The organism is Pseudomonas sp. GW823-FHT06B06 (genome assembly GCF_058795195.1).
In genome coordinates, this window is the sequence record NZ_JBXAHO010000013.1 from 30,332 (window position 1) to 44,445 (window position 14,114).

The following is a 14,114-nucleotide window of genomic DNA, read 5'->3' on the forward strand; positions in this document are numbered from 1 at the left end:
GCTGGCGATGGCGTCCGTGGGATCGCCATCGCCAGCAAGCCGGCTCCTACAGGTATCGTTAACGTTCGATGATGGCGGTTACCCCCTGGCCGCCTGCGGCGCAGATCGAGATAAGCCCACGCCCCTTCCCCGCCGCATCAAGCAACTTGGCCAGGTTGGCGAGGATGCGACCGCCCGTGGCCGCAAACGGGTGCCCGGCCGCCAGTGAACTGCCTTTGACATTGAGCTTGCTGCGGTCGATGGACCCCAGCGGCGCGTCGAGGCCCAGGCGGGTCTTGCAGTACTCGGGGTCTTCCCAGGCCTTCAAGGTGCAGAGCACTTGCGCGGCGAACGCTTCATGGATTTCGTAGTAATCGAAGTCCTGCAAGGTCAGGCCATTGCGCGCCAGCAACCTTGGCACGGCATACACCGGCGCCATCAACAAGCCCTCGGCGCCATTGACGAAATCCACTGCCGCTGTCTCGCCATCGCGCAGGTAGGCCAGGATCGGCAAGCCACGTGCTTGCGCCCATTCCTCACTGCCTAGCAGCACTAGCGAGGCGCCATCGGTCAGCGGCGTGGAGTTACCGGGAGTCAGGGTGCCTTTTGCGCTTTTTTCGAAAACGGGCTTGAGTGAGGCGAGTTTTTCGAGGGTCAGGTCAGGGCGCAAATTGTTGTCGCGAGTGAGGCCAAGAAACGGCGTCATCAAATCATTTTGCCAACCTTCGGCATAGGACGCGTCAAGATTCTGATGGCTCAGCAGCGTCAGCTGATCCTGCTCTTCGCGAGGAATGTTCCAGGTCTGCGCCATCAACTCGCAATGCTCGCCCATGGACATTCCGGTGCGCGGCTCGCCATTGCGCGGGAACTCCGGGATCAGGTGCCAGGGGCGCAACTGCAGGAAGGGCTTGAGTTTTTCAATGGTCGTGTTGGCCCGATAGGCTTGCAGCAGAATCTTGCGCAACCCGTCGCTGACACTGATCGGCGCGTCCGAGGTGGTATCGACGCCACCGGCAATGGCGCTGTCGATTTGTCCCAAGGCAATTTTGTTAGCCACCAGCAGCGCCGCTTCAAGTCCGGTGCCACAAGCTTGCTGGATGTCGTAGGCCGGAGTAGCGGGCGACAGTCGCGAACCGAGCACGCACTCGCGCGTCAGGGCCATGTCCCGCGGCAACTTGAGGACGGCCCCGGTGACCACTTCGCCAAGGCGCAGGCCATGCAGGTTGTAGCGTTCGATCAGGCCTTCGAGCGTGGCCGTGAGCATGGCCTGGTTACTGGCGGTGGCGTACGGCCCGTTGGATCGAGCGAAGGGTATCCGGTTACCGCCGATAATCGCGACGCGACGCAGCTGAGTCATGAAAAGCTTCCTATTCTGTGAAGGCCATTACCCGCAAGCGTAGGCCTTTTCCAGTGAATCGAACGACTGATTGCCATTCATGGTCCACACTTTGAACCTCATCTGCTGGAGCGCGTTCCATGTCCGACCGCTATATCGACTTCGCCAATTCGTCCATCGGCCATCGACTGGTCGGTGCCATGGGCCTGCCTTCACCGGTACGCCTGGAACGCTGGCAAGCGGGCCGATTGCGCCCTGTCGAAGGCGCTTTGCTGATTGGCGGCGGCCCATTGGCGGAAAAGGTCAGCGCCTTCGCCAACCGCCTGACGGACGCGATCTACACCTACGGCACCGATCCCTCGATGGCGGCCGCGTGGATTCCCGGACACGGCCCGAAACTAAAGGGGGTGGTATTCGATGCCAGTGATCTTGTGCAAACCGACCAGCTCAAGCAACTGCGCGAATTCTTCCAGCCACTGATGAAAAATCTCGACCACAGTGCACACCTGGTGATCCTGGGGCGTGACCCGCGGACCTTGAGCGACCCATTCGCCGCCAGCACCCAGCGCGCCCTCGAAGGTTTCAGTCGCTCGCTGGCCAAGGAACTGCGCAGCGGTGGCACTTTGCAGCTGATCCACGTTGGCGAGGGTGCCGAGGATCAACTGGAAGGACCGCTACGGTTTTTCCTCTCACCGAAAAGCGCCTTCGTGTCCGGGCAAGTGATTGGCCTGCAGGCCTGCGACACCCAGGTGACGGACTGGACGCGGCCGCTGGCCGGGCGCAAGGCGCTGGTCACCGGCGCTGCGCGTGGCATCGGCGCCGCCATCGCCGAAACCCTGGCCCGTGACGGTGCCGAAGTCATCCTGCTCGACGTGCCCCCGGCCAGGACCGATCTCGACGCCCTCGCCGCACGCCTCGGCGGGCGTGGTATCACGCTGGACATCTGCGCCGAGAATGCGGCGACGGAGTTGGTGGAACAGTTGCCCGACGGCATCGACATCGTGGTGCACAACGCCGGCATCACCCGGGACAAAACCCTGGCCAACATGACGCCGGAGTTCTGGGACGCAGTGCTCGCCGTCAACCTCAACGCCCCGCAAGTGCTGACCAAGGCCCTGCTCGATAGCGGCACCCTGCGCGACAATGGCCGGGTGATCCTGCTGGCGTCGATCAGCGGCATCGCGGGCAATCGCGGACAAACCAACTACGCGGCGAGCAAGGCCGGGCTGATTGGCCTGGCACAGGCCTGGGCGCCGCTGTTGCATGGGCGGGGCATCAGCATCAACGCCGTAGCCCCGGGTTTCATCGAAACGCAAATGACCGCGCACATTCCATTCGGCCTGCGCGAAGCCGGGCGACGCATGAGCTCACTGGGCCAGGGTGGCCTGCCGCAAGACGTCGCCGAAGCAGTGGCCTGGCTCGCGCAACCCGGCACGGGCGCATTCACCGGCCAGGCATTGCGTGTCTGCGGGCAAAGCGTTCTGGGGGCCTAGGCATGATCATCGACTGGCACACACTCAACCGCGAACCCAGCCTGCCGGGGCTGTATGTGCAGGCGGCGACGCGGCGCAAAATCACCGGCACCACCCTGCCCCATTCGGGTTTGCGCTGCTGGCTCGATGTCGACCCAAAGCGCCTGGCGGCCTATCGCAAGGTCTGCGGCTTCGCCGACAACAGCCTGCTGCCACCCACCTACCCGCACATCCTTGCATTCGCCTTGCAGATGCAATTGCTCACCGCCCGGGACTTTCCGTTCCCGCTGCTGGGGCTGATTCACCTGAGCAATCGCATCCGCGTGTTGCGGCCCATGGGCGGAGTCCATCGGGTGCGGGCCGGCGTGTGCGTGGAGAACCTGCAACCCCATGCGAAGGGCGCGACCTTCGATCTGGTGACGACGCTGGATGATCAATTGGGACCGCTCTGGGAGGCGCAAAGCCAGATGCTGTGCCGGGGCGTGAAGCTTGAAGGCGAGCCCGTCGAGGAGGTACTGGCCTCGACGCTGGCACTGACGCAAGTTGCCCAATGGACAGCGCCCGCGGACATCGGCCGGCAATACGCCAAGGTATCGGGCGACTACAACCCGATTCACTTGAGTGCTGCCAGCGCCAAAATGTTCGGTTTTCCATCGGCGATTGCCCATGGTTTATGGAACAAGGCCCGCACCCTGGCCGCCCTCGCCGAGCATCTGCCGGCCGCGAACGTCGAGATCGTGGTGCAATTCAAAAAGCCGGTGCGCCTGCCCAGCGAGGTGACATTACTGGCCAGCGCCGCAGGTTCCAGTGGGGATCTGCAACTGGTCGGGGCTGGTGATCTGGAGCACATGGTTGGTCACTGGCGACCGATTGCCTGACCCTGGCGAATGTACCTCGCTCCTGTAGGAGCTGCCGCAGGCTGCAATCTTTTGATCTTGTTTTGCCCCCGGGAAGATCAAAAGATCGCAGCCTGCGGCAGCTCCTACAGGGCAATGCGTTTACCAAGCTACTTAGTGCCTGCCAAACTCTCCCAGCGGCTGCGGGAACAGGTTATTGAGCGTCTCCAGCAACCGCACGTGATAGATCGGCTTGCGAAACAGGTCCAGCACCTGCAACCGCAGCATGTCACTGACATCCTCCATGTCGGCATGCCCGGACATCACGATCACCGGCAAATGCTGGCGCGCCGTGTGCTCGCGCAAGCGCTTGATCAACGACATCCCGCTCTCCTCCGGCATGCGCAGGTCGGTGATGACCAGCGCTATATCCGGATTGCGCGTCAGGTGCTGCAGCGCCAGCTTGACCGAGGTCGCGGTGAAACAATTGAAACCTTCACCCTCCAGCAATTCCGCCAGCTCAAGCAACGCATCCTCTTCGTCATCGACCAAGAGAAGCTGTTGGCGCGGCAGTGCGGAAACGTTCATAGGCAACACCTGGAATAGACTAAGCGCTGACATTAGAACCCACCTTGTGCATTAGCAAGTGACGGTCACCTTAACTTCCGCCGCCACCACCGGTGGGGGCACCCACCATTGCAGAGGTGATTTTTCCAAAGATTGTGGTGATCGTCGTACCCATACCGCCACTGAGCCCGGCAATCACCACCGCGACCATGGCAGCGACGATGGCGTACTCGATACCCGACGCTCCCTCGGTATCCTTGGCCAGCCCTTTGTAAAAAGCGATTTCGGATTTGACCTTCTGAACCAGCTTGGCGAAAGACATGACGTTCTCCTCGACGACACCGAGTGTTGCACCGACGCAACATGATTCCCCTGTGCCAGCATCAGCATTGTCGGCATTCCTCCACCAAACAACTGTAAAAACGCATTAACACGAAAGTATTAATCGCTTTGTTGACGTCAAAAAACCTTTGAATTGAGCTGGTCGTCGATTTTTCGTTAGAAAATTTTCCCCGGGTAATGGCGTTTTGCTCTAGCTGCGCTACCTTCCAATAGCGAAATAGTTCCATGTTCATAGCTACCTGATTGCGAAGTTGTCTCGTTGCGGAACGAGTTCTTTGTGCAGCAGGAAAGAAGGGAAGCGCCGTCATGAACAGTCGTGTCATTCTTGGCCTAGCGGGACTGTCCCTGGCGGGTGCGGTCATTGCCGGTTACTGGGGCTTCACCTTGACGCGTGAACCGACCGCCACTCCCGTTGCGCAAGCCGCCATCGCCCCCACGTCCCTCAGCAACCCTGCACCTGTTGTCCAACCAGAAGAGGACACGCGCCAACCGATCGTGGTGTTGCTGCATGACATCGCGCCGTTTGTGCAAATCACTGCCGCCGACGTGGTCGTTGAAAAACTGCGAACCGTCCCGGCCGGCAGCCTGACCCGCCTCGATCAAGCCATCGGCCGTACGCCCTGGCGCGCCCTGAGCGCCGGCAGCTGGCTCAACGACGAGAGTTTCGAAGGCGGCGGCAAGCTGGCGCGGATGATTCGGCCCGATGAGCGCGCGCTCGCCGTTGCCGTGGATGAAGTGATCAACGCTGGCGGTCAATTGACCCCGGGGGACTATGTCGACGTGCTGCTGTTCTTGCGCATGGACACCCTTAATCTCCAGCCCTCGGCCCAGCTCGCGGTCCCGGCCTTGCGTGTACTGGCGGTGGGCGAGCAAATGGGCCTGACCAACGACGGCCAGCCCTCCAGCCCGGCCCAGGGCAACGATGAAAAACTCCGGCAGGAGCAACAGCGCGCCAGTGCCCGTACCGTGCTGCTCGCCGTTCCCGAACCACTGGTGAGCCGCTTGATGCTCGCCACCCAGGCCGGGGTGCTGCGCCTGGCGGTGCGCAGCGCCGAGGAAAAACGCCTGGCGCGTTACTGGGCCGGTGAGCGCGATTCCGCAGCCAACCTCGCCAACGCCAATCGCGACTTGATCCAGTTCAACCAGCTGGCCATGACAGCGCCGCCCAAACAGCTGGTTGCCAGTAACGCAGTCGCGCCGCGCCGGTCGGGTGTGGAAGTCATCCGCGGCAACGAAACCACGCCAAAGTCCCCCTGAATCGAGCAAGGAAACGCTTTAATGCGCAGACGTAGTACGCCGTTTTTGAACGGCTTGATCTGGGCCACCTTGCTGAGCGGCATGCCGGTGACGACAGTCATGGCTGCCAACGGTAATTGTGCAGCGCTGGGCCCCTTGCCAGCGGTGCTGGAAGTGGGCGAAGGCCTGCAACAGGAAGTGCAATCGCCCGTGGCAATCACCCGGATCGCAGTGGGTGACCCGAAAATCGCCGACGTGCGAGTCAATGGCAACCAGGCATTCCTGCTCACCGGCATGGGCGCCGGTGCCACCAGCCTGATGGTCTGGACCGCCTGTGCCAGCGCGCCGCGCCAAAGCATGGTGTTCGTCCAGGGCCGGGCGACGGCAGCCATGACCAGCGCCAGACAGTCACCCTCCGATGACCCGCTGCTGCCATCGCAAGTGCAGACCGACATCCGCTTCGTCGAAGTCAGTCGTACCAAGCTGAAGGAAGCCAGTACTTCGATCTACGGCAAAAATTCGAATTTCCTGTTCGGCTCTCCCGGTACCGTCCCCAATACTGCAGTGACACCGCGGGTGTTCCCGCTGCGCAACCTTGACCCGCGGATTGCCGTGCCGAGCATTCCGCTGGCCAACGACATGTTCAACATCGTCGCCGGCGGCGGCAACTTCCTGGCCATCATCAATGCCATGGAAAGCAGTGGTTTTGCCTACACCCTGGCGCGACCGAGCCTGGTGGCGATCAGCGGACAAAGCGCAAGCTTCCTGGCGGGCGGTGAAATCCCTATCCCGATTCCCAGCGCCAACAGCAACAGCTACTCCATCGAATACAAGGAATTCGGCATCCGCCTGACGCTCACGCCAACGGTGGTCAGTAACGACCAGATCGCCCTCAAGGTCGCTCCGGAAGTCAGCGAACTGGATTACAACAACGCCGTGACCATCGGCGGCACCACAGTGCCGGCGTTCACCATTCGCCGTACCGACACCAGCATCTCCCTGGCCGATGGCGAAAGCTTCGTCATCAGTGGCCTGATCAGTACACAAAACACCTCGCAGGTGGACAAGTTTCCGGGACTGGGCGATATCCCGATCCTCGGCGCGTTCTTTCGCAGCTCCTCGATCAATCGCGAAGAACGGGAACTGCTGATGATCGTCACGCCGCACCTGGTGCAGCCGTTGGCGGCGAATGCGCAACTGCCGTCGCTGCCGGGGGAAAAACTCCGCAATTACGACCCCAACTGGTACCGCCTGTACTTCCTCGAAAACGGCGACTTCGATAAACGCAGCGGGCTATCGCAATGAGCCAGAACCTGAGCCAGACCTTCCTCGCGATCACGCGTAACAGCACCGACCTTGAATGGTTGCAAGGCGCGCTCGCCCCCTTGGGCCAAGTGGTCAGCGCCGGTGGCGGCAGCCTCGACGAACTGCTGGCGCTGGTGGACGTGACACTGGCCAGCCTGGTGTTCGTGGGCCTGGACCGTGAGCATGTGGTGGCCCAGTGCGCACTGATTGAAGGCGCTCTGGAAGCCAAGCCAAGGCTGGCTATCGTCGCGCTGGGCGACGGCATGGACAACCAGCTCGTACTCAATGCCATGCGCGCCGGGGCCCGGGACTTCGTGGCCTATGGCTCGCGCTCCAGTGAAGTCGCCGGGCTGGTGCGGCGCCAGAGTAAACGCCTGCCACCGGTGGTGCCCAATACTCACCTGGGCGGCCTCACCGTCCTGTACGGCGTGCAGAGCAATGCCGACGGCGCACTGTTGGCCAACCACATGGCACAGGTGGTGCAAAAAAGCGGTCAGCAAACGCTGCTGCTCGACCTCGGCCTGCCCCGGGGGGACAGCCTGGCCTTGCTGGGCCTGGAGAGTTCGTTTCATTTCGGCGATGCCCTGCGCAACTTGCGCCGTCTCGACGCCACCCTGATCGACAGCGCCTTCACCCGTTGCGAAGCCGGGCTGCGGATCCTTGCCTATGCCACCCAGGATGAACCGCTGGAACACACCAGCGCCGCCGAGCTGTACATGCTGCTCAGCGCGCTGCGCCAGCACTTCCAGCACATCGTCGTGAACCTCACCGGCCAGCCCGACAGCGAAGCCTTGCGCACCTTCGTCAGCCATTGCGACAAGCTGCTGTGGTACACCGACCAGAACGTGCTCGACTGCCGCCGCAACCTGGCGGTACTGAATCTGTGGCGCGAAAAAGGCATGAAACTCGATCACGCCACGCTGCTGGTGGATCGCTACCTGCGTAGCGTCGCGCCAGACTCCGAGGCCTTGAGCAAAAGCTTCGGCATGGAAATCATCGCCACCCTCGCCTACAGCCCCGAAGTCCGTTTGAACGCCAAGAACCAGGGCGTCACCCTGTTCGAACTGGCCCCCCGGGAAGTGCTCACCCAAAGCCTGCGCAACCTCGGCGAACGCTTGGCCAAACGCTCCGAAAGCCTGGCCAAGCCCAAGTCCTGGTTCAGCCGTTTGAGAGGTACGCCATGAGCGGCGAAAAACTGTTCGGCGCAACGCACCGCGGGGTGGCCGGCAATACCGACCACGACGGCCTTAAACTGGTGCTGCACCGCTACATCATCGATGCCATCGAGGAGTCCGGGAAAAACCTGCTGGAGGGCTCGCGCCAGGTGCTGGCGCAGTTCGTCATCGACAAAGTGGCCGAATACATCGCGCGCTTGCACCTGGCGATTTCGCGCTACGAGATGGAGCGCCTGGCCGAAGAAATCGTCGACGAACTCACAGGCTTCGGCCCGCTGGAAGTGTTGCTGCGCGATTCGGCCGTCACCGAAATCCTGGTCAACGGCCCGCACCGCGTGTTCATCGAGCGCGATGGCGTCCTGCATCAAAGCGACTTGCGTTTTATCGATGCGCACCATGTCGAGCGCGTCATCCAGCGCATCCTCGCGCCCCTGGGCCGGCGGCTCGACGAGTCTTCGCCGATGGTCGACGCGCGCCTGCCCGACGGCAGCCGGGTCAATGCGATCATTCCACCGATTGCGCTCGACGGCCCGTGCCTGTCGATTCGAAAATTCCGCCAGGACATGCTCAACAGCACCGACCTGATGGCCATGCAAACCATCGACCAGGCGATCTACGAATTCCTCCAGGAGGCCGTGGGCAAGCGTTGCAACATCCTGATCAGCGGCGGCACCGGCACCGGCAAGACCACGCTGCTGAATATTCTCAGCCAGTTGATCGACCCCCACCAACGGTTGGTGACCATCGAAGACGTCGCCGAATTGCAACTGGGCCACCCCCACGTGGTGCGTCTGGAAACCCGACCGCCGAATGCCGAAGGCCATGGCGAGGTGAAAGCCAGCGACCTGATTCGCAACGCCCTGCGGATGCGCCCGGACCGGATCATCCTCGGCGAAATCCGCGGTGTCGAAGTGGTCGACGTACTGACCGCGATGAACACCGGCCACGACGGCTCCATGAGCACCGTGCACGCCAACAACGCGCAAGATGCGTTGTTGCGCCTGGAAACCCTGGTCGGCCTGACCGGTCGCAGCATTGCCGAACGGACCTTGCGCCAGATGATCTGCGCGGCGCTGGACGTGGTGATCCAGTTGACGCGCATGCCCGATGGCCGCCGCTGCGTCAGCGAAGTGGTCGAGGTGATCGGCATTCGTGAAGACGTGTACGTCACCAATACCCTGTTTCGCCTCGACCGCCGCAGCGGTTTCGGTTTCATGCGCGAGGCGGTCAACCCCGCGGGTGACAAACTGCGCCGCGAATCGGCGCTCTCTTCCTCGGTGTATTGAAGGCCACGGCATGCTCAAACCGCTGCTGCTTATCTTTGTTTGCCTGGCGTTGCTGGGGCTCTCGGCCCACTTGTTCACTCGCGGCTTACGCGAGCCCGGCACCCGGCGCGTGCTAGAACGCCTGAGCCAGGGGCAACCGGAGCGGGTGGTGCGCAAAACATCCTGGACGGGACTGGATCGCGCCTTTTTGCGCGCTGGCCTCGGGCGGCCCACCGAACGCCTGGGTGTGTGGCTGACGCTGTGGGGCTTGAGTATCCTGCTCGGGTTTTTCGGCGGCGGCTGGCCGGGGTTGCTCGCCCTGTTGCTGTTGCCTCCCCTGCTCCTGCGCCTGTATGTCAACTGGCGTTACCAGCGTCGGCTCAAGCGCATGATCGAACAATTGCCCGCATTGCTCGATCACAGCGTGCGCAGCCTGAAGTCCGGGCGCACCTTGGCCGACGCGGTATTGGGCGCCATCGACGCCGCCGAAGATCCGCTGAAAGATGCCTTGGGCCGCGTGAAGCGCCAGGTGCACATGGGCATCAGTCTGCCGGACGCCACCTCGGACTTCGCAGAACTCTACGACAAAGACGAACTTCGCCTGTTTGCCCTCGGCTTGAAGGTCAACCACCGCTACGGTGGCAACGCCAGTGAACTGCTGGAAAACCTGATCAAGATCATCCGCGAACGGGAACAGGCTGCTCGCCAACTGAGCGCCATGACCGGTGAAACCCGAGTCACGGCGGTTGTCCTGGCGCTACTGCCGGTCACAGTCGCCGGCTATCTCCTGGTGTCCAATCCAAAGTACCTGATGACCATGTGGGACGACAGTTCAGGGCAATCGATGCTGATGGGAGCGCTCGCCCTGCAGGTGTTCGGCTGCCTGGCACTGTGGCGGATGTTGCGCAGCCTATGAACGCGTCCATGCTGCTGAGCTCGCTATTGTTCCTGCTGGCATCGGGATTGTTTATCTGCGTCATGGTGCAACTGCGTCATCGTGCTCGCCAGGTGGTGCAGCGCCTGGACGGCAAGGCGCCGGGCGAAAGCCGCTTGAGCCAATGGCTGCAGGCGCTGGGCACCAGCCGGGTCGGCCAGCAGTCGGTCAAGCTCGACAACGAAACCCAGACCCTGCTCAATTGCCTGGGCTGGCGTACCGCGCGGCAACGGGCGTTATTTGCCGCCTTGCAGGTTGGCGTCCCGGTACTGGCGCTGGCGTTGAGTGCATTGGTGCAGGGTCTGTTCTTCCCCCAGGTCATTCACCCATGGCTAGTCCCGGCGTTCGCCCTGGGTATCGGTTATCTGCTGCCCAAGCGTCTGCTGGCCGCTGCTGCGCACCATCGGCAGAAAAAACTGGCGATGGAAATCTCCACCTTCATTCCGCTGCTGCGCATCCTGTTCGAATCAGGCATGGCCGTGGAGCAATCGCTGCGAGTCTTGAGCAATGAAGGCAAACAACTGATGCCCACATTGACCCAGGAGTTGCGCCTGGTGCTGGCCCGTGTCGATTCGGGCCTGGAGCTGGGCGATGAACTGCACAAGGTCACCCGCTTGCTGGCGGTCGACGAGTTCACTGACACCTGCGTGATCCTGCAACAGCTGATCCACCAGGGCGGCGGTGCGATGAAATCCCTGCTGGCGCTCAAGTTGTTGCTCGATGACAAGCGCCTGGCGCGCCTTCAGGAATACATCTCCAAGATGTCCGCAAAAATGTCCGTCGTGATGATGCTGTTCCTCTTCCCGGCGTTGTTGATCGTACTGGCGGGCCCGGGCTTCACCGCCCTCGCCCGGGCTTTTGCTTCTTAGGGGAATCGTGATGAAAGCAATGTTTGCAGGTTTTTGTCTGCTGATGCTGGGGGGTTGCGCGAGCAACGGACAGACACCCTGGAGTGCCCTGACCCCCGTCAGTTGCGGAAAATTGAACGCCGAACAACAGCTGTCGCTGAACCTGGCCGACGACATGGCCAACGACGGCAAGTTGCACGCCAGCCTCGCCAACCTGCAGAGCCTGCCGGACAATGTTGCCGACGTGCGCCTGCGCAAGGCCAAGGTGTATCGTCTGCTGGACCGCAGTGAAGCCGAACCGCTGTACCGCAGCCTGCTCGGCGGCTGCCTGGCCGCCGAAGCCGAACACGGCCTGGGCCAACTCGCCGCCGCCCGAGGCGACCATGGCCTGGCCCAGGCGCACCTGCAACGGGCCGCCCGGCTGGCGCCCACCGACGAAAAAATCCGCAACGACCTGGGTGTGGTGTACCTCAATCAATTGCGCATTGAAGACGCAAAATTCGAATTCCTCACCGCCATCGAGCTCAAGCAAAGCGACCAACTGGCCGCCGTGAACCTGGTGACCCTGTTGATCTACCAGGACGACTGGAACCGCGCCGCCGAGCTGGTCAGCCGCCTTGGCCTGAAACCGGCACAAGTCACCCAGGCCCAAGCCCGCGCCGAGAAGCTCAAGCAGCCCACCAAGCCTGGCTCGACCATCGCCGCGCAAGTCGCCGCCGTTCAGTAGGGAGCCCCTGATGAAATCGACCACCTTTTTTTGCCTCGGCTTGCTGACCCTGCCACTGGCCGCCCACGCCATCGACGCAGGCCCCGCTTCGGCACAACAACAGGAAACCGAAGGCTGGCTGCAACTGCAAAGCAACAAAACCGCCGCCTCCACCAAGCCGCAAACCGCCAGTGCCACCGAGCGCGAACTGGCAATGCAGCGCTGGCTGAAAAGCTTTCAGCATGAGATTCCGGAGTTCTTTGATCAGGATGTAGGTGGATCGGTGGACAGCGGATCGCAAGAATAGCGCTAAACCACATCCCCCTCTGTAGGAGCGAGCATGCTCGCGATGGTCGTGAACGATGACGCTGGGCACCTGACACCCCTCGGTGTTCTCAGGTTCATCGCGAGCATGCTCGCTCCTACAGGGCGGGGGTAGGCGCCATCACTGCGACCAAGCCAGTGGGTGGCGAACCGTACGCAGGTTGCGTCGACCAGGGAATGGAAAACCGGGCGACCAAACCTGGTCACTGATTTTGCAGTGACAGGCAAAGGCTAGTGATCAGGCGTCCGACGGACAACCTGAAAAGCGTGTCGGATGTTTCCGAGGGATTTGAGGGATTCTGCACGAGATCTGTCGGTTGTCCGGCCGTCTGCGCGAGCAGGCTCGCTCCCACAGGTGGACCCAGTACGTCCGCCAGATGCAGGTCGGCTGGCGGGCTGGATATGTACACCAGCCTAAAGCGCAGATCAGCTCGTCGACGCCCGATGCCGCAGCCCTGAATGATTCGGCGTCATCGCCAACGCCAATTGCGTGCGGTTATGCATATGCGTCAACCGCAGCACCTGCGACACGTACAACTTCACCGTGTTCTCGGTAATGCCCAACTCGCAGGCAATCTGATAATTGGTTTTCCCCTTGCCCACCAACCGCGCCACCTCCAGTTGGCGTGGCGACAGCTGATTGAAGATGGCCGGGATCTCGGTTCGCTCGGTATCGCTGGCATCCCCTCCCGAGGCATTCGGTGTACGCCGAACCCGGTCCAGGTCCTGGTACAGATCATCAAGCGACTCGGACAGGTATTGCAGCTTCTGGTTCAGATGCCCCAACTGCAGCGTCTTATGCCGCTCCTGCAGTGCCACTTCCTGGCGCTGTACGCCTTCGAGCAATTCACCCAGGTCAATCGGCTTCTGGTAGTAATCGGCAACGCCGGCGCGCAATGCCTTGATCACATCCTGCTTGTCCGCCTGCCCGGTGAGCATGATGGCTTCGAAGGCCCGGTGTTTACCACTCAGGCGTTGCAGTTCCTGGACCATTTGAATGCCGTCCAGGCCAGGCATGTGCAAATCGCAGAGGACCAGGCCAATGTCCATGTCTTGTTGGAAACGTTCGATCGCCTGATGGCCGGATTCGCAGGGAACGCAGCGGTAGCCGTTGCTCTCAAGAAATTCGCAAAGTTCTGTGACGATCAAGGACTGATCGTCGACCACGAGGACTTTTATTGCCGAAGTACGCTTGTTCACGTGCAACTCCCTGCAAGGCCAAGGACTGACCGTCCTATTACTGAAACCCCTGTATGAAAGTAGTCGCTCTTTCGCCGCTGTACAAAACGGATCACATGCCGAGCCAGGCGAATGTCAGCACCAGCCCCACCAACAAGAAAGGGGCAAAGGGCTGTTTCCTTGACAGACCGGGCTCCAGATAACACAGGCGACTTCTAAGCCCTTGACTGATATGAAGCCAGACTCTTGGCGCCAGCAGTATCCAACACACACTGGCCAGGCCGGCACCGATAAACACGCCCAGCACGTGCCGACCATCGGTCGCCAGCCCCAGGGCGGTCATGAGCTTGACGTCCCCACCACCGAGGCGACGCATCGCATAGCCGGGCAAGGTGAAGGCCATGGCCAGCAACGCAGCCCAGCCACCCTGCGTGGCTGGGGCGCCGATCCAGGTGGTTCCGCTCCATAGCAGATACGCCAGCGCCAGCGCCCCCACGCCCAGGGTCAGGCGGTTGGCGATGTGCCGTTGCCGGGCATCTTGCGCTGCGCATAGCGTCAGCCAGATCAGTAGGACAAAGCTCTGCATCCGGTAAAAAACGTCCGTTATGGC

The 14,114-nt window shown here is 61.8% G+C and carries 15 protein-coding genes; 10 read left to right on the forward strand and 5 right to left on the reverse strand.

Going from position 1 to position 14,114, the window contains the following annotated elements:
* Positions 1–58 precede the first annotated feature (58 nt).
* Positions 59–1,336 (reverse strand): acetyl-CoA C-acetyltransferase, encoded by a 1,278-nt coding sequence (locus tag AC1Q8Q_RS14095; RefSeq protein WP_492615165.1) that lies wholly within the window; start codon positions 1,334–1,336, stop codon positions 59–61.
* A 119-nt stretch (positions 1,337–1,455) separates the two neighbouring features.
* Here AC1Q8Q_RS14095 and AC1Q8Q_RS14100 point away from each other — a divergent pair, with 119 nt between their 5' ends.
* Both AC1Q8Q_RS14100 and AC1Q8Q_RS14105 read left to right on the forward strand, forming a co-directional pair.
* The gene (locus AC1Q8Q_RS14100) at positions 1,456–2,808 is read left to right on the forward strand and encodes a 3-oxoacyl-ACP reductase (RefSeq protein WP_020799210.1); all 1,353 of its coding nucleotides are present in this window, start codon (positions 1,456–1,458) and stop codon (positions 2,806–2,808) included.
* A gap of 2 nt (positions 2,809–2,810) precedes the next feature.
* Positions 2,811–3,665, forward strand: coding sequence for a MaoC family dehydratase (locus tag AC1Q8Q_RS14105; protein ID WP_492615166.1), 855 nt, complete (start codon positions 2,811–2,813; stop codon positions 3,663–3,665).
* Between the two features lie 132 nt (positions 3,666–3,797).
* On the opposite strand, the gene AC1Q8Q_RS14110 is transcribed toward AC1Q8Q_RS14105, so the two are convergent.
* On the reverse strand, positions 3,798–4,211 hold the full coding sequence (locus AC1Q8Q_RS14110; RefSeq protein WP_033044770.1) for a response regulator: 414 nt from the start codon (positions 4,209–4,211) through the stop codon (positions 3,798–3,800).
* 70 nt (positions 4,212–4,281) lie between these two features.
* Positions 4,282–4,512 carry a Flp family type IVb pilin gene (locus AC1Q8Q_RS14115; RefSeq protein WP_168757183.1) on the reverse strand — a complete coding sequence of 77 codons (231 nt, stop codon included), beginning with the start codon at positions 4,510–4,512 and terminating at the stop codon, positions 4,282–4,284.
* Between the two features lie 326 nt (positions 4,513–4,838).
* Between AC1Q8Q_RS14115 and cpaB the strand changes: the two genes are divergently transcribed.
* From cpaB to AC1Q8Q_RS14155, 8 genes are read left to right on the forward strand one after another with little or no spacing between them, the layout of a single operon-like run.
* On the forward strand, positions 4,839–5,789 hold the full coding sequence (gene cpaB, locus AC1Q8Q_RS14120; protein WP_168757182.1) for a Flp pilus assembly protein CpaB: 951 nt from the start codon (positions 4,839–4,841) through the stop codon (positions 5,787–5,789).
* 21 nt (positions 5,790–5,810) lie between these two features.
* Positions 5,811–7,073 (forward strand): type II and III secretion system protein family protein, encoded by a 1,263-nt coding sequence (locus tag AC1Q8Q_RS14125; RefSeq protein ID WP_168757181.1) that lies wholly within the window; start codon positions 5,811–5,813, stop codon positions 7,071–7,073.
* Positions 7,070–8,257, forward strand: coding sequence for a CpaE/TadZ family protein (locus AC1Q8Q_RS14130; protein WP_020799217.1), 1,188 nt, complete (start codon positions 7,070–7,072; stop codon positions 8,255–8,257). Before AC1Q8Q_RS14125 ends, AC1Q8Q_RS14130 begins: the two co-directional genes overlap by 4 nt.
* Positions 8,254–9,534, forward strand: a complete 1,281-nt coding sequence (locus AC1Q8Q_RS14135) for a TadA family conjugal transfer-associated ATPase (protein WP_020799218.1) — start codon at positions 8,254–8,256, stop codon at positions 9,532–9,534. The genes AC1Q8Q_RS14130 and AC1Q8Q_RS14135 overlap by 4 nt, the downstream gene beginning before the upstream one ends.
* 10 nt (positions 9,535–9,544) lie before the next feature.
* On the forward strand, positions 9,545–10,429 hold the full coding sequence (locus tag AC1Q8Q_RS14140; protein WP_020799219.1) for a type II secretion system F family protein: 885 nt from the start codon (positions 9,545–9,547) through the stop codon (positions 10,427–10,429).
* Positions 10,426–11,316 carry a type II secretion system F family protein gene (locus AC1Q8Q_RS14145; RefSeq protein ID WP_033044767.1) on the forward strand — a complete coding sequence of 297 codons (891 nt, stop codon included), beginning with the start codon at positions 10,426–10,428 and terminating at the stop codon, positions 11,314–11,316. Before AC1Q8Q_RS14140 ends, AC1Q8Q_RS14145 begins: the two co-directional genes overlap by 4 nt.
* Positions 11,317–11,326: 10 nt before the next feature.
* On the forward strand, positions 11,327–12,022 hold the full coding sequence (locus AC1Q8Q_RS14150) for a hypothetical protein (protein WP_492615167.1): 696 nt from the start codon (positions 11,327–11,329) through the stop codon (positions 12,020–12,022).
* Positions 12,023–12,032: 10 nt separating this feature from the next.
* Entirely contained in the window at positions 12,033–12,308 is a 276-nt protein-coding gene (locus AC1Q8Q_RS14155; RefSeq protein ID WP_492615168.1) for a DUF3613 domain-containing protein, read from the forward strand.
* A gap of 443 nt (positions 12,309–12,751) precedes the next feature.
* Here AC1Q8Q_RS14155 and AC1Q8Q_RS14160 read toward each other — a convergent pair whose 3' ends face one another.
* Both AC1Q8Q_RS14160 and AC1Q8Q_RS14165 read right to left on the reverse strand, forming a co-directional pair.
* Entirely contained in the window at positions 12,752–13,525 is a 774-nt protein-coding gene (locus AC1Q8Q_RS14160; RefSeq protein WP_020797535.1) for a response regulator transcription factor, read from the reverse strand.
* A gap of 91 nt (positions 13,526–13,616) precedes the next feature.
* Complete coding sequence (locus tag AC1Q8Q_RS14165) at positions 13,617–14,090, reverse strand: A24 family peptidase (RefSeq protein WP_033044794.1); 474 nt, start codon at positions 14,088–14,090, stop codon at positions 13,617–13,619.
* Between the last annotated feature and the right edge of the window lie 24 nt (positions 14,091–14,114).